Annotated in this window: 22 protein-coding genes and 1 tRNA gene; 8 read left to right on the top strand and 15 right to left on the bottom strand. The window is 66.5% G+C overall.

All coding sequences use genetic code 11. From position 1 onward, the window contains the following. Position 1 precedes the first annotated feature (1 nt). The 3 genes from E6N53_RS02510 (at position 2) to E6N53_RS02500 (ending at position 2,048) form a co-directional block, all read left to right on the top strand. Positions 2-949 (top strand): NAD-dependent epimerase/dehydratase family protein, encoded by a 948-nt coding sequence (locus E6N53_RS02510; protein ID WP_142856637.1) that lies wholly within the window; start codon positions 2-4, stop codon positions 947-949. Between the two features lie 44 nt (positions 950-993). Further along, positions 994-1,773 (top strand): DUF2797 domain-containing protein, encoded by a 780-nt coding sequence (locus E6N53_RS02505; protein ID WP_142856635.1) that lies wholly within the window; start codon positions 994-996, stop codon positions 1,771-1,773. An 89-nt stretch (positions 1,774-1,862) separates the two neighbouring features. Further along, complete coding sequence (locus tag E6N53_RS02500; RefSeq protein ID WP_136588860.1) at positions 1,863-2,048, top strand: DUF5786 family protein; 186 nt, start codon at positions 1,863-1,865, stop codon at positions 2,046-2,048. A 45-nt stretch (positions 2,049-2,093) separates the two neighbouring features. Here the strand turns inward: E6N53_RS02500 and E6N53_RS02495 are convergent, their stop codons facing one another. From E6N53_RS02495 to E6N53_RS02445, 11 genes are all read right to left on the bottom strand, one after another. Then, on the bottom strand, positions 2,094-3,794 hold the full coding sequence (locus E6N53_RS02495; RefSeq protein ID WP_236642296.1) for a DUF7289 family protein: 1,701 nt from the start codon (positions 3,792-3,794) through the stop codon (positions 2,094-2,096). A 4-nt stretch (positions 3,795-3,798) separates the two neighbouring features. Continuing rightward, on the bottom strand, positions 3,799-4,557 hold the full coding sequence (locus tag E6N53_RS02490) for a DUF7289 family protein (protein WP_142856633.1): 759 nt from the start codon (positions 4,555-4,557) through the stop codon (positions 3,799-3,801). Then, on the bottom strand, positions 4,554-5,042 hold the full coding sequence (locus E6N53_RS02485; protein ID WP_142856631.1) for a DUF7266 family protein: 489 nt from the start codon (positions 5,040-5,042) through the stop codon (positions 4,554-4,556). Before E6N53_RS02485 ends, E6N53_RS02490 begins: the two co-directional genes overlap by 4 nt. Continuing rightward, positions 5,039-6,088, bottom strand: coding sequence for a DUF7261 family protein (locus tag E6N53_RS02480; protein ID WP_142856629.1), 1,050 nt, complete (start codon positions 6,086-6,088; stop codon positions 5,039-5,041). The genes E6N53_RS02485 and E6N53_RS02480 overlap by 4 nt, the downstream gene beginning before the upstream one ends. After that, the gene (locus E6N53_RS02475; RefSeq protein ID WP_236642295.1) at positions 6,076-6,729 is read right to left on the bottom strand and encodes a DUF7288 family protein; all 654 of its coding nucleotides are present in this window, start codon (positions 6,727-6,729) and stop codon (positions 6,076-6,078) included. The genes E6N53_RS02480 and E6N53_RS02475 overlap by 13 nt, the downstream gene beginning before the upstream one ends. Before the next feature lie 3 nt (positions 6,730-6,732). Then, entirely contained in the window at positions 6,733-7,245 is a 513-nt protein-coding gene (locus tag E6N53_RS02470) for a DUF7287 family protein (RefSeq protein ID WP_142856627.1), read from the bottom strand. Continuing rightward, positions 7,245-9,263 (bottom strand): type II secretion system F family protein, encoded by a 2,019-nt coding sequence (locus E6N53_RS02465; RefSeq protein ID WP_142856625.1) that lies wholly within the window; start codon positions 9,261-9,263, stop codon positions 7,245-7,247. The genes E6N53_RS02470 and E6N53_RS02465 overlap by 1 nt, the downstream gene beginning before the upstream one ends. Positions 9,264-9,266: 3 nt before the next feature. Next, positions 9,267-11,942, bottom strand: coding sequence for a type II/IV secretion system ATPase subunit (locus tag E6N53_RS02460; protein ID WP_142856623.1), 2,676 nt, complete (start codon positions 11,940-11,942; stop codon positions 9,267-9,269). 544 nt (positions 11,943-12,486) lie between these two features. Continuing rightward, positions 12,487-12,559 (bottom strand) — tRNA-Arg (locus E6N53_RS02455). A 73-nt stretch (positions 12,560-12,632) separates the two neighbouring features. Then, complete coding sequence (locus E6N53_RS02450) at positions 12,633-12,917, bottom strand: Sec-independent protein translocase subunit TatA/TatB (protein WP_136588853.1); 285 nt, start codon at positions 12,915-12,917, stop codon at positions 12,633-12,635. A 141-nt stretch (positions 12,918-13,058) separates the two neighbouring features. After that, positions 13,059-13,682, bottom strand: a complete 624-nt coding sequence (locus E6N53_RS02445) for a class I SAM-dependent methyltransferase (protein ID WP_142856621.1) — start codon at positions 13,680-13,682, stop codon at positions 13,059-13,061. 155 nt (positions 13,683-13,837) lie between these two features. Here E6N53_RS02445 and E6N53_RS02440 point away from each other — a divergent pair, with 155 nt between their 5' ends. Together E6N53_RS02440 and E6N53_RS02435 are read left to right on the top strand one after the other, a co-directional pair. After that, the gene (locus E6N53_RS02440) at positions 13,838-14,314 is read left to right on the top strand and encodes a redoxin domain-containing protein (RefSeq protein ID WP_136588851.1); all 477 of its coding nucleotides are present in this window, start codon (positions 13,838-13,840) and stop codon (positions 14,312-14,314) included. Positions 14,315-14,394: 80 nt separating this feature from the next. After that, on the top strand, positions 14,395-15,198 hold the full coding sequence (locus tag E6N53_RS02435) for an HD domain-containing protein (protein WP_142856619.1): 804 nt from the start codon (positions 14,395-14,397) through the stop codon (positions 15,196-15,198). An 18-nt stretch (positions 15,199-15,216) separates the two neighbouring features. Here the strand turns inward: E6N53_RS02435 and E6N53_RS02430 are convergent, their stop codons facing one another. The 3 genes from E6N53_RS02430 to E6N53_RS02420 form a co-directional block, all read right to left on the bottom strand. Beyond that, positions 15,217-16,125 (bottom strand): mechanosensitive ion channel family protein, encoded by a 909-nt coding sequence (locus E6N53_RS02430; protein ID WP_136602321.1) that lies wholly within the window; start codon positions 16,123-16,125, stop codon positions 15,217-15,219. Next, a complete protein-coding gene (locus tag E6N53_RS02425; protein ID WP_142856617.1) occupies positions 16,122-16,370 on the bottom strand; it encodes a YhbY family RNA-binding protein in 249 nt (82 codons plus the stop codon). The genes E6N53_RS02430 and E6N53_RS02425 overlap by 4 nt, the downstream gene beginning before the upstream one ends. Before the next feature lie 126 nt (positions 16,371-16,496). After that, on the bottom strand, positions 16,497-16,772 hold the full coding sequence (locus E6N53_RS02420) for a ribonuclease P protein component 4 (RefSeq protein ID WP_142856615.1): 276 nt from the start codon (positions 16,770-16,772) through the stop codon (positions 16,497-16,499). Between the two features lie 96 nt (positions 16,773-16,868). Between E6N53_RS02420 and E6N53_RS02415 the strand changes: the two genes are divergently transcribed. Beyond that, positions 16,869-17,927: a glycosyltransferase family 4 protein gene (locus E6N53_RS02415; RefSeq protein ID WP_142856612.1), complete on the top strand. Its 1,059-nt coding sequence runs from the start codon at positions 16,869-16,871 to the stop codon at positions 17,925-17,927. Between the two features lie 64 nt (positions 17,928-17,991). Then, positions 17,992-19,125: a glycosyltransferase gene (locus E6N53_RS02410; RefSeq protein ID WP_142856610.1), complete on the top strand. Its 1,134-nt coding sequence runs from the start codon at positions 17,992-17,994 to the stop codon at positions 19,123-19,125. A gap of 45 nt (positions 19,126-19,170) precedes the next feature. Here E6N53_RS02410 and E6N53_RS02405 read toward each other — a convergent pair whose 3' ends face one another. Then, the gene (locus E6N53_RS02405; protein ID WP_142856608.1) at positions 19,171-19,614 is read right to left on the bottom strand and encodes a hypothetical protein; all 444 of its coding nucleotides are present in this window, start codon (positions 19,612-19,614) and stop codon (positions 19,171-19,173) included. A 107-nt stretch (positions 19,615-19,721) separates the two neighbouring features. Here E6N53_RS02405 and E6N53_RS02400 point away from each other — a divergent pair, with 107 nt between their 5' ends. Next, entirely contained in the window at positions 19,722-20,696 is a 975-nt protein-coding gene (locus E6N53_RS02400) for a hypothetical protein (RefSeq protein WP_142856606.1), read from the top strand. Positions 20,697-20,936: the final 240 nt, after the last annotated feature.

Genomic DNA, 20,936 nt, shown 5'->3' with positions numbered 1-20,936 from the left:
CATGGACCTCTCCGACAAGCGAATCGTCGTCACAGGCGGGGCCGGACTCGTCGGCTCGCACCTGGCGAAGCGGCTTGCACCCGACAACGACGTCGTCGTCGCCGACGACCTCTCGAAGGGGACGCGCGAACGCGTCCCAGACGGCGTCGAGTTCGTCACCGCGGACATGACCGACCCCGGCGACGTCGCCGAGGCCGTCACCGCGGACGTCGATATGGTGTTCCACCTCGCGGCGTACACCGACACGAACTACGGGAACCCGCGACAGCTGTTCGAGGAGAACACCGAGATGACGTACAACGTCCTCGAACGGATGGACGAGGTCGGCGTCGACCACGTCGCGTTCACCTCCTCGTCGACGGTGTACGGCGAGGCACCGATGCCGACGCCCGAAGATTACGCGCCGCTCGAACCCATCTCCATCTACGGCGCGTCGAAGCTCGCCGACGAGGGACTCGTCTCCACCTACGGCCACTCGTACGGGATGACCGCCTACGTCTTCCGCTTCGCGAACATCGTCGGCCCCAAGCAACGAGGAAACGTCGTCCCCGACTTCATCGAGAAGCTCCTCGAGACCCCCGACACCCTGGAGATTCTCGGCGACGGCCGTCAGGAGAAGTCGTACCTCCACGTCGACGACTGCGTCGACGCGATCTGCCACGTCGTCGAACACGCCGACCGACCCGTCAACACCTACAACCTCGGCACGCGGACGACCACCTCGGTGACGCGAATCGCCGACATCGTCGCCGACGTGATGGGGCTCGACCCCGACTACGAGTACACCGGTGGCGACCGCGGCTGGACTGGCGACGTCCCACGGATGCGCCTCTCGGTCGAGAAGGTGTCGGCGCTTGGCTGGGAGCCCGCCACCCCCTCCGACCAGGCTGTGCGGAACGCGGCCGAACAGCTGTACGAGGAACTGCGGGCCGAGTACGAACAGGCCTAGCCGCGAGCGAGACACCTTTCACCGCCTCGCACCTCTCTCCCCCTGTGCAAGTCGTCGGCTACGACACCGTCTCCGGGACGCTCCTCGTGAGTCGTGGTGCTGCCGCGGAACACGACGAGTCCGGGACGGTCGAGGCCGTCTCGCTGGACCCGGGTGCAGAGCTCTCGTGGGCCCTCGACGAGCGTCACTGTGCCGGAACGCTGTACGGCAGCGCGTCGCGGTCGCACGTCGCCTGCGACGAACCCGACGCGCCGTACTGCGCCAGCCACCGCTCGACGTGGGTCTGTGCACGCTGTACCGGGACGTGTCTCAAAGACGAGATGGACTGCTACGACGACCACGCGGTCTACCTCGCCGCGTTCGCGCCGGACGCGTTCAAGGTGGGTGTGACGAAGGCGTGGCGACTCGAGACCCGACTGCGAGAGCAGGGTGCCGACCGGGGGGCACACCTCTACACGGTCTCGAACGGCCGCATCGCCCGCGAACTCGAGGCCGAACTCGCGACCGACCTCTCGGACTTCGTCCGGGTCGACACGAAGCTCGAGGGGCTCGGCGACCGGTTCGACGAGAGCGCGTGGGAGTCACTCCTCGATGGATTCGACGTCCTCGACACGTTCACGTTCGACTACGGCCTCGACCTCGCCGAGCGCCCCGTCAGAGAGACCATCGCTACGGGGACCGTCCGGGGGACCAAGGGTCGGATTCTCGTCCTCGACCACGCCGGCAGCACCTACGCGGTCGACCTCCGCGACCTCGTCGGCTACGAACTCCGGGCGGGGAGCGTCGACCGCGACCTGCAGTCGAGCCTCGGCGCGTTCGGCTGAGCCGAGCCAACCGCTCACAGGGGAGACAACCGCTCGCACGCCGCCTTCGAGGCGTGTGGGTTTTTACGGGTGCGTCGGCGACAGGACGTATGGGCTTCGGGAGCTACGACGAGTCCGAGCAGGAACGTCAGCAACAGAACAACTCCGACAGCGAGGAGGACGGCATCAACGTCCACGAGCACGACCACGACGGCAAGGTCAGCGTCGAATCCGACGTCTCGACGGACGACCTCGTCAGCCGCCTCGGCGAGATGCGCGACGAGGACGACGACTGAGTTCGGACTCGTATTTTCCGGCTGACACGGGCGACGAGCGGCGCGTCAGCCGTTCAGTTCGACTCGCACCTCGTTCTCGGTGATGTGGAGGAACTGGATGAACTCCTCGCCGTCGATGGTGTCGTACAGCAGGACGCCGGAGGAGGCCTCCTCGCTGACGCGGTTCTGACTCCCGCCGGGGCCGGCGTCGACGGTGAGCCGGAAGTCCGGTCCGAGCCGGGAGAAGTAATGGTCGATGAGGAATCCGACCGCCTCGGAGTCGTCGTCCTTCTCGTAGTCGTCGGCGTGGTCGGCGGCGTGCTGGTCGAACGTCAGCTCCTCGGGCGCCTCCTGGTCTTTGATCTGGTTCCCGAAGTGCCACTTGTTGTCGCTCCCTTTGATGTCGATGTCCGTGTACTCCATGTCGAACGACGACGACGTGAGGTCGGCATCGAGCCGTGGCGCTCCGCTGCTGCAGTCGACGTGGATGGCCTTGCTCTGGTCGCTCGGGTCCGAGAGCACCCGCTCCCACTCTTCCGACGGCGCGGAGCTGTTGTGGCGGTAGTAGAGGGAGACGCTGAGCTCCGTGCTCCCCTTCGTGAACCCGGCGGCAGTGGCCGTGTCACACCGGCCCTGCCCCGCGAAGTGTATCTCGAACTGCTGCCCGCTCGGCCCCTGGTAGTACAGCGACCAGTGGAGCTGGTTGAACGCGTTCGAGTTCGAGGTGTCCGGGGCGAGTTGGAGGTCGAACTGCGTGACGTTGTGCTGTTTGGCCACGCTCGGCGTCTCCAGCGACTCGCCCACCCGCGGCATGTCGAACGCCCCCGGTGCGCCGGCGAGCGTCCGGAGTTCGATGGAGGCCGTCTGGTTCGCATCGTCCACGGTGAGGAAGCCTTCGGTCCGTTCGTCGAAGTAGGTCGCCCACGCCCGGTAGTGCTCGCTGTGGACCGTGACCACGACGGTGCCGTTCGTCACGGGATTGTCGTAGCTGGTGTCGGCGGCGTCGTCGTACGGCGCGCCGGGGCCGTTCGCCGTGTTCGCCGTCTCGTTCGGGAAGATACGCCTCACGTCCGTCCCCGTCGAGACGGGCGACACCTCGGCGGTGATTCGCCCCGACGCGCTCCCGGAGCCGGCGACGCGGACGAGCGGCATCGTCAGCGTCTGGTCGCGGTAGTGGAACTCGGGCGGGGAAATCATCACCGACCCGCCGTCCTGTGTCCGCCAGACGCCGCCGCCCTGATAGGCGACGACGGCGTCGCCACGGGTGTAGCGGACCGTCCCGAGCGACCGGTTGAAGATGGTCTCTTCGGAGGGCGTGGGGTCGGTGAAGTTCTTGTGCACGACGCGTATCCACCCGGCGTCGTCGTCGATCTCGTAGCTCCCGTCGCCGCTCCCGCTGAGGACGACCCGCTGACTCTGGGACTCGCCGAGGGCCGCCATCGCCCCGCGCGAGTCGAGCAGGGTCATCGCGTGCTCCGTGCGCTGCACGTCGACGGACTCCTGTGAGTCGGTCAGCGCGGTCCCGCCGAGGGCGACGACGGCGGTGACACCGATGGCCGCGATGGCGAGCATGAGCGCGACGCCGATGGTCGTCGCCTGGCCGCTCCGGTCGCGGACCAGCCGGTACAGCGCCGGTGGGCGCGGCGGCCCAGTCGCGTCCGCCGCGGTGGGTCGCCCCCGCTGTCGGTCCCGCCCCTGGCTCGTGGCGCGTCGGGGTTCACCACTGTGCTGTCGGTCCGGTCGTCGGTCGGGAGGTGTGTCGTTCATGTGTTCACTCGAAGCTGATGTCGATCAGTATCTCGCGGAGGTACACCCGGTCGGGGTTCGAGACGGTACAGGAGACGGTGTCTCCGTACACGTCGCAGTTGGCATCGTCGTATCGGCCGAGTTCGCGCTCCCAGGCCGCGGGACGCGGACTCGTGACGTTCACCATCACCGCCGACTGTGGCTCGGTGCGGGCCACGTCGAAGCCGAAGCTCTGACGCTGTCCCTCCGGACTCGTCGCGCGAACGAGGACCGTCGTCGTCCCGCCGACCGACGCCGTCTCGCCCGCCCCGCGCGTGTGCACGACGGGAAGCAGGACGCGCTCTTCTCGGAGGACGAACTCCGAGTGTCTGACGACGACTGCGCCGCCGGGGTCCTCGCGGAAGACCGCGCCGTTCGAGTAGACGATACGGCCGTCGCCGGCCTCGTAGACTACCGGCTGGATGTCGTACCGGACACTCTGTGTCGCACCCGTCGCGTTCGTCACGGTGACGTTCACCGTCGTCGTGTCGGCCAGGGCCAACTGCGCGTCGGCGACTTTCACCTCCGTCGCGCGGCTCGGCGCGCCGCGCCGGACCATGTCGTCGAAGTTGTCGCCCATCACGTCGAACGCCCGCTCGGCGTTGTTGAGCCGCTCGAAGTCACGGGTGTCCTGGAGGCCGCTGTAGCCGAAGGTGAACGTGAGCCCGACCGTCGACATCACCAGCGCGAAGATGAACACGAAGCCGAGCGTGTCGCTGACGCCGCGGTCGGTCCCCGCCATCATCTCGTCTGCACCTCCAGTGTGGGCGACGCGTCGGCGGCGTCGTAGACGACGACGAGTTCGCCGCCTTCGACCCTCCCTTCCGCGAGCGGGGTGTTCGTCACCAGCCGGAGGGAGACGGAGACGTCGACGGAGGCCGCCGAGAGCGTGACGAGCGTGACGCCACCACCCTGGTCGGAGAGCTCGATGGAGTACGCGGAACTCCCGACGCGGCGGGGCAGCGCCGACCGGACGCTGACCGTCCCGTCGATGGCGGCGGCCAGCCGGTCGGCACCCTCGACGTCCGCGACGAGCGTCTGGCCCACCACCTCCAGTTCGGAGCGGATGACCTGCTCGCGTTCGGTCTCGACGTAGCCGCCGCCGGCGAGCATCAGCCCGGAGACGAGGAGGCTCGCGATGGCGAGCGAGAGGACGTAGCCGAGCGTCGTCGAGACCGCGCGGTCGTCGCGGCCGAGCGACCACCGCCGACGAGGGCGCGCCGGGCTCATCGAATCTCCTCCGGGGCGAGCCGAACGGTCGTCTGGTACGAGACGTCCGTGCTCTCGTAAGAGATGGTGATGTCGGCTTCGTAGATGATGGCCGTCGCGAACGCCGCGCCGTTGTCGTGGTCACCGGTGTTCTCGTTGTCGTAGACGTTGTTCGAGATGTCCGCCCCCTCGGCGACCTTGATGTCGTAGGTCCCGGTCGCGTGGTCGCCGTTCTCGAAGCGCAGCCGGATGTCCTTGTCGTCGACGGCGTCGTCCGGGAGGTCGAGCAGGTCGAACGCCGGGCACGCGGTGCCGTTGATGGTCCCGTTCGAGAGGTCGATACGTGCGGCCGGGCCGACGTGTGTGCACTCCTGTTCGGTGATGCCGTCGCGGACGGCGACCGTCACGTCGTCTCCCCCGGTGTCCGAGTCGTCGTAGACGTACACGTGCCACTCGTCGCCGGTGTCGGTGTCCTCGAACTCGACTGCGAACGGGTAGGTGCCGGTCAGGAGGTTCGTGAGGTTCCGCTGGACGAGCGAGTCCGCGCTGACGGTGAGGCTCGCGTCCCGAACCGCCGACGGGTTGTTCCCGAGTTCCCAGTCCTCGACGTAGTTGCGGTTCGTGAGGTTCCGCGAGGCGTCGGTCTGTTGGAACCGCGTTCCGTTGGTCGAATCGACGGTGACCGACGCCACGCGAGCGCGTCGCGCGGCGTGGAGCCCGGCGGTGTCACTCCACGCGTGGATGCTCGACTCGAACCACCGCGTGTTCTCACTCCACGTCGGGTCGGTCCCGTTCCGGTTCTCGCGGAGCAGAATCTCTCGGGAGGCGTCTTCGGCGGCCGCGCGGTAGCTGATGGAGGGGTCGGTCCCCGGGTCGGTGTTCCGCGTCGCCAGGTTCTCCGTGTAGATGGCGGTGTTCAACAGCAGCGCGAACCCGACGAACAGGACGGCGAGCGAGAGCGCGCCGACGAGGAACAACTGGCCGCGGTCGTCGCCCCCGCCGTCACTCCCGGTCGCACCCCCGAGCGGTCGCCGCGGGCGAGTCGGCGGACGCCTCACATCCGCCATACGACCACCTCCACCTCGAGCACGTTGTACAGCGGGCCCGGTGAGACGTCGGCGGCGTAGAACGTCGTCGAGTTCGCCAGCGTGTGGGTCGTCGGCGTGTTGTCCGCGGCGTACAGCACGTCGTCGTCGTACAGCGTCACCCGCCACCGCGCGGAGATGGCGTTGTCGCTCGGCCCGCCCATCCTGACGACCGTCTCACGCCGGATGGTTCGGTCGCTCGTCCGGTGGTGGACGTAGAGGTTGAACGCGATTCCCCGCTCGAGGAACGTCGCGTTGAGCGTCTCACCGAGCCGTGTCGGCGGCCCGCCGGAGACGTACTGTCCCTCGAACGTGTTGCCGTGGAAGCTCCCGCTCGAGTTGTTCAGGTAGAGGACCGTCGGCTCGAGCGTCCCGTTCTCCGCCGCCGCCGCGAGGACGCCGGTTGCGACCGCCTCCTGCTGGTTCTCGATGTGCTGACTCGACGTCGAGGCGGTCAACGGTGTCACGGCCGTCACCTGCAGGGCGAAGACGATACTCGCCAGCAGGATGGTCGCGGCGGCGAACGCCTCCAGCGTGTGGGCCTGGCCGCGCTCGGCCCGTCGCGTCGCTGGTCGGGGTGGCCGGCGGGGTCGTAGTCGTGTGTGTGTCCTCGGCTCGCGCATCGTTCACCACACCCTGACGAACAGTTCGTACGACCGTCCGTCGTACAGGACCCGCCGCTGAGCCGTGATGACGTCCTGAGCGTTCGCCGTGTCGTCGCCCGCGTCGAACACGACGCTCCCGGAGGGGTCGACGACCGTCACGTTGAGGGTGGTGTCGGCGTCGACGCCGAGCGCCAGGTTCGGATGATCGCTGGCGGTGTCGTACGCGTACGAACAGCCCGCCGGGGGCGAGTTGCTGGCGAAGAATTCCTGCGTACACGTCGCGTTGAGGACGTACGGCTCCCCGGAGTCGCCGAGAACGTCCGTCGCCAACCGGTTGGCGACGCGGTCGGCGACGAGCGGGTCGGACTGGCTGGTCGCGAAGGGCTGGAACATCACGGGGACGAACGCGAAGACGAACGCCATCGTGAGGAGGAACAGCGTCGCCCCGACGGCGAAGTCGATCGTCGTCTGGCCGCGGTCGGCGTCGGTCGGTGTCGTCGCCGACGCGACCGCTGGTGGCCGCCGGGAGGTCATCAGCCCACCACCGTCCACGTGCCGAGCGCGACCGTCATCAGGATGAGCGTGAACTTGAGCCCCGACCGGACGTCGGCGGTCCGGATGTAGCCGCTGATGAGCCCCGAGATGATCGCCTGGATGGTGACGCCGTGGAAGAACAACAGCGAGAGCTGGTTCGGGTCGACGCCGCCGCTGAACTGTCCGCCGCCCCCGCTTCCGGCCTGCTCGGTGAGGCCGGCCATCACGTCGAGGAACTGCGTCTTCAGGATGGCCATCACCGCGAGCAGGGTGAAGTAGGTCATGAGGATGATGGCGACCTGCATCATCGTCCGCGAGCGCCGCTCGCGCTCGATGTCGTCTTGATTCTCCGACGCCTGCGCCGCCGTCGAGAGTACGTCCGTGATCTGCGAGGACGCCTCTTGGGCCTTCGAGATGAGCTTGATGGTCCGTGCCAGCCGCGGGATGTGGTACTTGTTGTTGAACTCGATGAGCGCCTCGCGGAGGCTCGTCCCGTAGTTGACCTTCGCGTAGATGATGTCGAACTCGTCGGCGAGCTGTCCCGACGAGGTCGACGACACCGTCCGCACCGACTCCAGGAGCGTCTGTCCCGTGTCGTTCGCCGAGGAGAGCTTGCGGAGGTTCTCCGAGAGCTTCCCGGTGATCGAACCCCGGCGCCGGACGTTCCACTCGTAGAACACCGTGAGGGGTAACGCGACGAGATACACCGGGAGGTACACCCAGACGAACGTCCCCCAGACGGGGCGGGCGACGAGCGCGTCCCAGCTGGTCGGTGCGACCCCCAGCGCGGCCGGAACCACGAGCGCAACGAGCGCCAGCGGAACCGTCAGCGCGAGCGTGTACATCGGGTTGTCACGGAAGAAGACGTGCGGGGCCGCGAGGATACCGCGCACGTTGTGCAGCAGTTCGCGATGCTTGATATGCGAGAACAGCGCGAACTCGCCGACGAACCGGTTGATGAGTCCGAGTCGGAGCGCCCCGTCGCGCTGGCTCGCGCCGTCGGGGGCTGGCTCGTCCGAGAGCTGGAGGTACCCGTCGCCGGGCTCGTCCTGTTTGACCGTCGAGACCAGCACGAGGAAGCCGAACCCGATGAGGGGGGTCAGGAGGTAGATGGTCCCGAACAGCAGCATGTCCTGGGCCTCGCCCAGCATCGACATGATGACGAGGATGATGATGAGAAGGAGGGGAAACAGCGAGAGCGTCATGTACATCTCGCCGAACAGCTCCAGCGTCTCGAGCGTCATCTCCTGTTCCTGCTTCGACGTCCGGAGATGCTTTTCCTTCTTGTCGGAGAGGAACTGCTGCATGTCTCCGCCGGAGTTGACGATGGAGAGCATGTCGGTGAGGAACTGCGAGAGGTCGTCGCTGGGGGTGACGATGGCCTGCTGGCGGATGGCGTTTCGGTAGTCGGTGCCGAAGTACTCCGTCTCCTGGACGATGCTCTGGAACTCCCGAGCGACCTCGCCGTAGGTGTCCTCGGCTTTCGCCATCGCCTCGAGGATTTCGAGCTGGTTCAACCCCCCGACGGAGAGGGCGTACATGAACGAGACCGAGTCGGCGAGCAACATGTTGATCTCGCGCTTCCGGGCCGACGCGCGCGAGTACGGGATGGCGATGAGCGTCCCGAAGCCGACGCCGAACCCGATACTCCCGAAGACCACTCCCATGATGCCGACAGCGACGGGGACGGCGATGGCCGAGAGCGTCGCGGCGGTCTGCTCGTCGGGGACCGGAATCCCGAGGCTGACGACCTCCTCGGTCAGGATACCGAACTGGACGAGGCCGAAGCCCACGAGCGTCCCGAAGAGCCACAGCGCACCGCCGAGCAGCACGCCGATGGCGAGCGCCCGTGAGATGTACAGCTCGACGTTCTCGCCCATCCGGGCCTGTTCGAGACGCTCTTCGACGTCGCTCACGAAGTCGCTGTTCTCGTCGAACAGGAACTGGAACGCGGGGTAGAACGCGTCACCGAGTGCGTCGGTGCTGCCGTCGAGGCCGCGTTTGGATTCGAGACTCATCTGTCACTCTGCACCGTCCGACCGGTCTGTGTCGAAGCCGAAGCCGAAGCCGCCGGTCTCTTCGTCCTCCCCGGCGTCTCCCCCGCCCGGCTCGTCCGTCTCTGCCTTCGTCGCGTCATCGAGGGCATCGGTGAACGCGTCGCCGCCGTCCGCACCGACGGCCGTCGGTCCCTCGCTCTCGCCGCGGCCGACAGTCACGTCCGTCGCCGGCTCCATGTCGGCCAGCGCCGCCGCGACGTCCGCGGTCACGTTCCCCCGGTACTCGGGGAGCAGCGACTCCTCGGCGCGGCCGAGGATGCCCGCCGCGAGCGCCGCGGTCTCCGTGTCGGGCGAGGGCCGAGGGACCATCGCCTCCTTCTCGGGCTCGATGTTGATCTGGACCGACTCCATCTCGCGGAGGTCCTCCAGCGACTGCTCGAGGCGGTCGTCGGCGATGAGCGAGAGGATCGTCTCCTGGTCGTTGATGAACGCCTGGAACGTCGCCGCGACCTGCGCGTACGAACTGAGTTCGCGGTCGATGAGATACGCGAGCACGAGCTGGCGTTTGAACAGCTCTCGGTCGAGCTTCCCGGGAGTCCACCCGCGGTCGAACATGATCTCCTCCAGCGTGTTCGAGTTCCCCATCTTGAGGAACTCGTCCGTCTCCGCCTGCCACTGGTAGACGTCCTGCACGTTGATCTCGTCGTTCTCCGCGTCGTAGTGGTTGATCTCGGTCAGCGACTTGTTCCGTCGGACCTTGTTCCCACCCACCCGGGTGGACGTCTGGATGGAGACGAGGTCCAGCGCGGTGAACATCGTCTTCGAGACGTTGATCGGCTCCGTCGTGAATCGCTTCAGCACCTCACCGACGGAGTCGGCGTGGAACGTCGTGTAGGTGGTGTGTCCCGTCGACATGACCTGAAACAGCGTCCGCCCCTCCTCGCCACGAATCTCACCCATGACGATGTAGTCGGGTCGCTGTCGAAGGGCGGCTTCGAGGAGGGCGAACTCGTCGACGTCGCCGCCGTCGTCGTCGGCGAACGAGGGACGAGTCACCGACGCGATCCAGTTGCGCTGGGGGAGTTCGACCTCGCGCGTGTCCTCGATGGAGACGATCTTCGAGTTCGACGGGATGAAAAGCGACACCGCGTTCAGCGAGGTGGTCTTCCCCGACGCCGTCCCCCCGGCGAAGATGAGCGACTTGTGGTTCTCGATACAGAGCCAGAGGAACGCCATCTCGTCGAGCGAGAACGTGTTCCAGTTGATGAGGTCGATGGGCGTGAAGGGGACGTCCTTGAACTGCCGGATGGTGTAGTTCGTCCCGTGGTCCGACACCTCCTGGCCGAGGGTGAGTTGGGCGCGCGACCCGTCGGGGAGCGTTGCGTCGACCTGCGGGCTCCGCTTCGAGATACCCTTCCCCGACCGCTGGGCGAGTTTCACGACGAAGTCGTCGAGCTCCTCGCGGCCGTGGTAGATGTTTGAGATGATCTGCTCGTAGTCGGAGTGGTAGACGAAGACGGGCGAGTTGTAGCCGTCACACGAGATGTCCTCGACGTTGATGTCGTGTTTGATGCCGTCGATGCGTTCGTAGCCGATGAAGTCGCGGCGGAGGTAGTACAGCAGCTTCTCGACCTGGTACTCGTTGAGTCGTTCGGAGTCTTCCTCGAGCACTGCTGCTTCGGGACGGGCCTCGATGCCCTCGAGCCTCCCGACGCCGAGCGCAGTCGACGACGACTCGGGTTCGTCGTCGTCGCCGAGGCCGAAGAAGTCCGCGAGCGCACCGAGAGGGCCCTGGCGGAGGAATCCCGGCTCGGAGCCGCCGACCGCCGATGCAGGGGCGGCGAAGAGGCCGTACCGGTCGAGGAGGTTGAGCGTCTCCGACTCGATGACGTGTTGTCGGTCCTCGGTGTTGGCGGCGATGACGTCGTCGTCGGAGTACTTGATGGCCGTCCGAAGCTTCCCCGTGAGGTAGTCCACGAGGTCGTCTTCGATCCGATTCATGTACGGCTGGACCACGTAGTACTTCTTCTCGTTCTCCTTCGTCGAGTGGAAGATGATGACGAACGAGTACGGCTCGTTCACCCAGTAGCGCTCGACCTCGCGGAAGTGGACCTTCTTCGCGAGCGGCACCGTCTTCTCGAGGTCGTACCGCGTCACGACGGTCGAGTGTCCCTCGTCGGTCCGGAAGAACGCGTCCTCGTCGAAGTCGTCTTGGACCGTGACCGTCCGCTGGTCGACGACGTCGTCGAGTTCCGCGGCCAGGTTCTCGGCGTGCGAGAGGACGCCCTCGACGTCCTCGGCGTCGAAGCCGAGCGCCTCGTCGAGTGCCGTCTCCGGGTGGTCGGCCGCGAAATGCTCCTCGGCGTACCAGTCCTTCACGACCGGTGGGTCCGAGAGGTCGGTGGTCGGTTCGAGCGAGTCCTCGACGCGGGTTGCCGCCGTCGCCGCGGCGGCCAGCCGTGTCTCGATTTCCGTCGGGTGGACCCCCAGGTCCGTCGCGGCCCTGTCCTCGGCCGCGACCTCCTCCCAGTCGATGTCGCCACGACGGCGCGTCGTCGCAGCGGCCTCGGCGTCCCCCGGGTCGCCGTACTCGCGGAGGTACTGCTCCCAGGTGTACTCGCCGAGCGTCACCCCGGCCGACTGCGACGGCGCTGACTCCGACTGAGTCGCGCCGGCTGTGTCAGCGTCGTCGATAGCCATTGTTCTCCTTCAAGAGAGAACCCATCAAAAAGGCTTCTGCGGCGGGAGGGGCAGTCATACCAGACATATTTTATAGATTACTACGTTACTGTATGCTTGTTTTAGCTCTATACATATTTTATCTTATAATAACACTGAGCGAACGCTCGGAAATGAGATATCAATATTGATATCGAACGCACCGTCGTCTCTTATAAATCATGTTCAAGTACCCCTTATATAGTGAGCAGAACTGTCCCGTAGATAGCATGAACGGACAGAACCCGTCGCTGGCTCGTCGAGTTGCGAGTTCCCCCTCACCAGCGGTTCACCGAGTTCACCGCACCGCCGTCGGCTGAACGACCTGAAGGGGGCGAGCGTGGCGGGATTCGAACCGGAGCGAGACGGTCGCCTCGCTTCGCCCGGCGCTGCGACTTGCCGTGCTCGAATCTCCTGGCCGCCTCACACCTCGCTGTGGCTCGGTCGAAACGGGCGTGGCGGGATTGAGCGGAACCGTCGATTCCGCGATGTTCGCCACGGCCGCGAACGAGCGACAGCGAGTAAGCGGGCGTGGCGGGATTCGAACCCGCGATCGAGAGGTTAGGAACCTCTCGCCCTATCCGCTAGGCCACACGCCCTGGCCGGTGTATCGAAGCCGCCGACTAAAAGCTGACCGTCGGCAGTGGTGGCAAGAAGACAGAAGACTGCGAGTTAGCTGCTGGATGCGGTCTCGTCGGTCTCGGCCTCTTCGAGTTCGCGCTCCTTTTCGCGCTTGCGCGCCTCGAACTCCTCGTCGTCCTCGTCCGGCTGTTTCTCCATCTCTTTCAGTTCCTCTTCTATCTCCTGGCGGCCTCGCTGGAACTCGCCCATCGCCTGCCCGGTCGACCGAGCGAGCTTGGGGATCTTGTTGGCCCCGAACAGCAGGACGAGCACGAACAGCACGATGAGCAGCTCCGGCCCACCCGGCAGCCCCGGGAACAGTATGACATCGAACATCGCTATCTCAGCTTAACCAAGTAGCAATTATAGGCTTTTTGCTCCCGCGGCCGCCGTGAGCGCCGACTCCTCGCTGGCCGCCCGTGTGGGATTGACGCCCGTTCGGAGACACCGAGCGAGTTGCGACGGTGGCCGTCCAGTTCACGTGTCGACGCTGAAGACGCGCGCGTAGCAGTTGTCGCTCAACTCCGTCCGACGCGAGAGCGTCTCCGAATCGACGACGTCGACCTGTTCACAGCCCCGCGACTCGAACACGTCGCCGTAGTTGCGCGGGAAGAAGATGTCGTCAACGGTCTCCTCGTTCTCGATCGTTATCAGCGTCTCCGCGGTGACACGGACGAGTTCGTCGAACACGAACTCGTGGTCCGGGTGCAGGTGAGTCAACACGGCGACCGCGGCTGTCACCTCGACCCCGTCGGTCGGGATGGTCGTTATCTCGTCTTGGATTGTCCCGCGAACGACTTCGGCCGTCTCGAACGTCTGGGGATGGTGTGACTCGAACAACGAGAGCATGTCAGGGTTGACCTCGATCGTGACGAGGTCCCGATAGCCGTGGTCGTACAGGTGTGCGAGGTTCGCACCCGCACCACAGCCGAGCTCTAGGACACGATCCGACGAATCGTTCCGCGAAGCGACGAGCTCGTGGAGGAGACGGCTCCGCTCGAACGCCCCGACGTAGGCACGTGGTTGCTCCCAGGGGTCGTCTGGGTCGAGAAAGTATTCCATGATCTCTCCTGCAGACAGCTCCTGTTCTCCCGCTGTCATTAGTGGCGGCTAGTGAATCAACGCATAAACCAGTTTTCTGTCGTCGAGAAGGGCCAGTACGTCCCGAGATGGGGACCAGCGGCTCCTCGTCAGAGGAGTCGCACGCCGCAACCGAGAGCGCAAACATCAAACGACCCACCGACGACACAGTAACTATGCCCAACGTCGGCGACACCGCCCCCGATTTCACCGCACCGATGGCCACTGGAGAGGTCGAGTCGTTCACGCTCTCCGACCACCTCGACGAGGCACCGCTCGTCCTCGCGTTCTTCCCCGCGGCGTTCACCACCACCTGCATGACGGAGCTCTCGACGTTCCAAGCGCGACTCGCGGCGTTCGAGGAGGTCGGCGCGACCGTCTACGGCATCAGCATCGACACACCGTTCACGCTCAACGAGCTCCGGACGCAACACGGCATCGAGTACCCCCTCATCAGTGACACCAACCGCGAGCTCATCGAGAAGTACGACGTCTCGATGGATTTCGAGAAGTACGGCGTCTACGACCTCGCCAAGCGGTCGGTGTTCGTCGTCGACGGTGACGGCGTCGTCACCTACGCCTGGGTGTCCGACGACCCCACCGTCGAGCCGGATTACGAGGCCGTCGAGGAGGCGGCCGCGGCCGCGGAGTGAGGAGCCGCGTCCGGCGGCGTATCTCCGTCGGGACGCACGCATCCGTCGGGTTTTTTTCGTCGCCTGTCGTCGAAGAGACGATGAGCGATACAACCGGTGGTCGCGCGTACGACCCCGACGACGACCACGCGTTCCCCGACCAGAAGCTCAACGAGATCCTCCCGCATCTACTCGACGACCCCGAGGTGACGACCCTCCTCGAGGCGCAGAACGTCAACGCCGTCGCGCGGAAGGGGTACAACGACCACGGCCCGAAACACATCTCCATCGTCCGCAACCGCGCGTTGCGGCTGTACGAACTGCTGAAAGCGGGCGGCTGCGAGTTCAACGGTGCCGCAGACCAGGGACTCGACGAGACGGACGAACCCGTCATCATCGCGCTCGCGGCGACCCTCCACGACATCGGCCACATCGTCCACCGCGACGACCACGCGTACTACTCCATTCCGCTGGCGTCGGACATCCTCGACCGCCTCCTGCCACAGTTCTACGACACGACGAACGCCGTGCGCGTCAAAGCCGAGACGCTCCACGCCATCCTCTGTCACCACACCGAGGAGACGCCGCTCACGAAGGAGGCGGGCGTCATCCGCGTCGCCGACGCGCTGGACATGGAGCGTGGACGGTCACGCATCCCCTACGAGAAGGGCGGACGGGGTATCAACACGCTCTCCTCGCAGGCCATCACGAACGTCCTCCTCCGGCGGGGCGACGGCGTCCCCGTCCAGGTCGAGATCGAGATGGTCAACGCTGCGGGTGTCTACCAGGTGGACAACCTGCTGAAGGCCAAACTGAAAGACTCGATGCTCGAGGAGGAGATCCGCATCGTCGCGGTCAACACGAAGTCCGACGACTCACAGCTGGTCGAGCGAATCGAGTTGTAACGGACGGCTCCGACGGGGTCAGTCGTCCGCCGACGGCGCGACCGCCTGGACGCCTTCGACCTGGAGCGCACCGTGGAGCGTGCGGTTCGGGTACGGGATGTTGATGTCCTCGGCGTCGAACCGCTCTTTCACGTTCGTGACGTACTCGCCGCGCGTCTTGACGAAGTCGGCGCGGCTGGGATTGTCGATCCACACGCGCGACTGCAGGACGACGGAGGAGTCACCCAGCTCGGTCAGCCGCACCGAGGGCGCGGGGTCGGCCATGATTCCCTCGTGGACCTCGGCCTCCTCCATGATGATCTCCGTGGCCTTCGGGATGTCGTCGTCGTAGCCGATACCGAACGGCACCTTCAGGCGGAGCTTGTCCTTCGCGACGGGGTTCTTGACGACGCCGTCGGTGAGTTGCGAGTTCGGTACGGTCAAGAGTTCGTTGTCGAACGTCCGCACGCGGGAGACCCGGAACGAGATGTCCTCGACGATGCCCGACTCCCCGTCCCACTCGATCCAGTCGCCGATCTTGAACGGACGGTCGGTGAAGATGAACACGCCCGAGACGAAGTTCTTGATGACGTCCTGCATCGCAAAGCCGATGGCGAGCGTCGCCGCGGCGGCGATGGTCGCCAGCGACGTGAGGAAGTTGCCGTAGCCGGCGAAGCCGAACGCGACGGCGATGGCGACGAAGACGACGAGCACGCCGGCGACTTTCTTCAACGGCTTGATGGCGTGTGGTTCGAGCCCACGAGCCTCGAAGACCCGGTCGAGGACCGGGAAGAGGACCGCTCGTCCGACGAGGTAGATGGCGACGAAGGCGACGACGAACGAGACGATTCCCCCGATGGCGTCCGCGTAAGGGACGCCGTTCTGCGCGAGGAACCGCCCGATGAACCCGCCACCGCCGGCCGCCTGAAGCGGGACGCCCGCGCTCATTGATGCATCACCGCGGTGTGGCCGCGGGTCTCGAAGAGCTCGGCATCGACGAGGTCGGCGAGTTCCTCGGCGAGTTCCTCGGTCGTCGTCCCGCCGCGAGCCGCACGGAGGAACTTCACCTTCACCAGCTCACGGTCTTTCAACTGGTCGGCGAGTTCGTCGACGACCGACTCGATGCCCGCCTTCCCGACCCAGACGGTCACGTCGAGGTCGTGCGCCCGCTTCCGCAGCTCCTGTGTACACATGATACCGCCGGTTCGGACGCTCCACATTTGTATGTTGGCTTTAATGACGGCTTTGTAGCCTGAATACTCAGGCAGGACGGTCCGACGGTGCGAGTTCGCAGGCACCGAAGCGGAGCGCCTCGTCCCTCACCGGTACGGATAGCGCGCGAGTTCGCCACAGTCACAGGCGACGACGACCGTGCCGGACTGGAGTCGGACCCGTGCGTTGACGCCCGGGCGGAGATACGCGTCGCACCGGTCGCAGGTGAACCGCCGAAAGTGACGCGGGAGGCGAAGCCGGTGTCGCTCGGCGATCCGTCGAGCGAGGCGGACGTACTCCCGTGCGCGGTCCTCATCGCCAGCGCGGACGGCGTCGCGCGCGAGCGTCTCGAGTCGCTCGATCCGCTCTTCCGGGATGCCCATGTCTCAGGTGGGTTCCGTGACCGATAAAGTCGTTCCGGAGCACGCGAGCGAGGGCGAAGCGACAGCGTCAAACCGCTGAACGGCGAGCACCCGCTCGTGCGGGTCCTCAACTACCTCGAACTCGAATCCCGGCTCGACAGGAGTGGTATCGGGACGGCGGCCGACCAGCAGCGGGCCGCGCTCCGGACGACGGACGTCGACGTCGTCACCAGTCCGTGGAAGGGCGACTCGCCCGTCGCCGCCGCCGAGTACGCGCTTCGAGGGCGCGGCGGCTTCAGCGCGTACGACGTCGCACACTGCAATCTCATCGGGCCGGGGACGGTCGCGGTCGCCCGTCACGCGAAGCGGACGGGGACGCCGCTGGTGCTGCACGCACACGTCACGCGCGAGGACTTCGCCGAATCGTTCCGCGGGTCGACGTACGTCTCGCGCCCGCTCGGCCGGTACCTCCGATGGTTCTACTCACAGGCCGACCTCGTGCTCTGTCCGAGCGAGTACACGAAACGGGTGCTCGAGTCGTACCCCGTCGACGCACCCATCCGTCCCATGACGAACGGCGTCGACCTCGACTCGCTCGCCGGATTCGAGGGGCTCCGTGACGAGTACCGGACACGGTTCGGGCTGGAGGGGATGGTCGTCTTCGCCGTCGGCAACGTCTTCGAGCGGAAGGGGCTCTCGACGTTCTGCGAACTGGCACAGGAGACCGACTACGACTTCGCGTGGTTCGGTCCCTACGACACCGGTCCACACGCGTCGTCCGTCGTGCGATACTGGGTACAGAACCCCCCCGAGAACGTGACGTTCACCGGGTGGGTCGACGACAAACGCGGCGCGTTCGCTGCCGGCGACGTCTACCTGTTCCCGACGAAGAACGAGAACCAGGGTATCGCCGTGCTCGAGGCGATGGCCTGCGGGAAAGCCTGCGTGCTCCGCGACATCCCGGTGTTCGAGGAGTTCTACACCGACGGCGAGGACTGCCTGAAGTGCGACACCCACGGGGAGTTCCGCGCGGCACTCCGCCGGCTGAACGAGGACCCCGCCCTCCGCCGTCGCCTGGGTGAGAACGCCCGCGAGACGGCGAGAGAACACTCGCTCGACCGGGTCGGCGAGCGACTCGTCGAGGCGTACACCGACGTCCGCGAATCCGGTCGCTGACCACGCTGGCCGGACGTCACCGAGTCGGAAGCGATTAACCCCCGTGCTGTGAAGGGCCGTCGACATGGACGGAGCGTCGGTCGTCGCCTTCACCGATACTTACCTGCCGACCGTCAACGGCGTCACCTACACCATCAAGACGTGGCGCGAACGCTGGGAGCGGCGCGGCGGGCGGATGGACGTGGTGTTCCCCGAGACGACCGACCACGACCCCGACCGCGGCGAGTATCCGGTCCGGTCGATCGCGTTTCCCTTCTACGACGGCTTTCGCGTCGCGGCCCCGCGCGTCCCGCGGCGAGTCCGACGCGGCGACGTCGACGTCGTCCACTCGCACACGCCCTTCAGTCTCGGGCTCGCGGGGCTGCGGCTCGCTTCCCGCCGGGACGTCCCGTTCGTCGCTTCGTACCACACCCCGACGGCGGAGTACGCGGACTACCTGACCTCGAACGCGCGGCTCGAGAACGGCATCGAGCAGTTGAGCACGCGGTACGAACGCTGGTTTCTCTCTCACGCCGCCGCCGTCATCGTCCCCAGCGACGAGACTCGCGACCGGTTGGCCCGGGTCGGCGTCGAGAGCGACATCTCGGTCGTGCAGAACGGCGTCGACATCGAGCAGTTCGCGCCCGTCGACGCGACGGCGTTCCGCGAACGACACGGTCTCGACGGCGACACGCTCGTCGGCTACACGGGTCGGCACGGCTTCGAGAAGCGCCTGCCTGACATCGTCCGGGCCGCCGACGGCCTCGACGACGTCACCGTCGTGTTCGGCGGCGACGGCCCCGCCCGGGAGTCGGTAGAGCGGCTGGCGGCACGACACGACATCGACGCGCGGTTCTTCGGCTTCCTCCCCCGCGAAGCGCTGCCGGCGTTCTACAGCGCCCTCGACGTGTTCGCGTTCCCGAGCCCCGTCGAGACCCAGGGGTTGGTCGCACTCGAGGCCATCGCCTGCGGGACGCCCGTCGTCGGCGTGCGCGAGGGGGCACTCCGGGACACCATCGACGACGGCGTCACCGGCTACCACTACGAGCCCGGTGACATCGACGGGTTCCGCGACGGGATTCGGCGAGCGCTCGACGAGTACGACACGCTCCGGGAGAACTGTCTGGCCCGCCGCGAACCGATCAGCGTCGAACGGGCCGTCGACGACCTCGAGGCGGTCTACGACCGCGTCCGGCAGGTCGCCTCGCCTCGCGTGTGAGACGACGGGGCAGCGCCCGTCGAACGAGCGCTCAACGCGGCGGCGTCAGTCGTCCTCGAGCGCGTCGCCGATGCGCTGGAGCTGCCGCGTGATGTCGCGGACCTCGTCGCGGAGCTGACGGACCTCGCGGACGAGTTCCTCGTTACCGGCGCTCTCCTCGCGGCCGCGGTCGGGACCGCCCATGCCCGGCGGGCCGCCGCCCATGCCGCCCTGACCACCGGGGCCGCCACCGCCCATCATCCCGGACATCATCTGCGCGAAGGGGTTGCCGCCGCCCATGCCGCCCGGTCCGCCGGGACCGCCCTCGCCGCCCATCATCTCCTCGGGGCCGGGACGCTCGCCCTCCTCGCGCTCCTTCTCGCGTCGCTCGCGGATCTCCTCGACGCGCTCGCGGAACGACTTCTCCTCTCCGTCGCCTTCGCCCGCGTCCGCAGGCTCGTCGGCTGACTCCTGCACGTCCTCCGTCTCGTCTGTGGCGTCGTCTGCCATACGCGGCGATTCGCCGTCGTGCCCGAAATGGTTGTTGGTCTCGGGGTTCCGTCGCCGACCGGGGCCGACCACAAAACAGTTATCTCGTCGACAAGAGACGTGGGAGTGTGCATCGACGACACGCGCTCGGGCTCCTCATCGGCGCCGTCGCCGGCTGTTCGTCACAGTCCTCGGAGCCGACGGCGACGCCGGAGTCGACAGCGACGGAGACGGCGACAGCCTCGGCGACGGCAACAGCGACCCCGACACCGGCTGTCGCGATGGGGGGAATCGACGGCATCGTCACGGCCCTGAACGAGGTGTACGCCACGCTGGAACCCGCGCTCGAGACGCTCGAAGTGAGCGACCTCGACACGGACGCACTCGCCGACCGCCTCGGAGCGGTCCAGGCGGCCATCGCGAACGAGCGGGAGTCGGAGAGTGCCGATGCGGACCGACTTCAGTCGCTGTCGGACACGCGCTGGATCTTCGACCGTCTCGTCCGAGCATTCGTCCGATTCGACGAGGCCTACACCGTCCACGAACAGCTTCGTGAGCCGTACGCGGCGAGCGAGCTCACGTCGGAGGCGACGACCGCACTGACCCGGCTACAGACCCTCGCGACCGAGGCGGCCAGTTCCGCGGGGACCGCGACCTCGCGGTACGACTCGATGGAGTCGTTCGACCCGGAACTCGACGTCTCTTACGAGGCGTTCGAAGCACAGGTGTTCCGCGTCAGCGACACGGCCAACGCGCTCACGCCGTTCGCCCGCGGTCTCCAGCAGGCGATGCAGTCGCGCGAGCGGTACCAGCAGGCCGTCGCGAGCTACGAGAACGAGTCGTACCGCGACGCACAGAACACCTTCGCCGACCTCGTCCGCGAGTTCACCGACGCCCGCGACCGGTTCGAAGGTGCCGAGGGGATGTCCGGCCCGCTGGCCCCCGCGCTGGAGCAGTACCGGTGTGAGGTCGGGGCGGCGCGACTGGCGTGTGTGGAGTATCGCGCGGCGTGTCGTGAACACCTGGACGGGAACCCCGACCGGGCCGAGCGACGGCGGACCCAGGCCGAGGAGCGGTACGGGGAGTGCGGCTCAGCAGCGTAACTCGGCTTGTTGGCGGACTCCGCTGTTACAACAACGCCGCAAAGCGTCTATCGTCACACTCGGCGCACGCCCTGCGGCGTAGCGGCGAGCAAGAACTTGAACGACGGGATGCCCGAAGAGATGGCGAGCGATAGGATAGCTATGAGTCCAGAGGTGCTTCGGAGCACTAGAACGTGCAGACAGAGGAGGACAAGCGGAGGTTACAGCGGGACTTCTTGGATAATATCTAAAGAATAGATG

Origin of the sequence: Salinigranum halophilum (assembly GCF_007004735.1) — an archaeon.
Lineage (GTDB): Archaea > Halobacteriota > Halobacteria > Halobacteriales > Haloferacaceae > Salinigranum > Salinigranum halophilum.
This window is presented reverse-complemented; position numbering and strand designations above follow the sequence as displayed.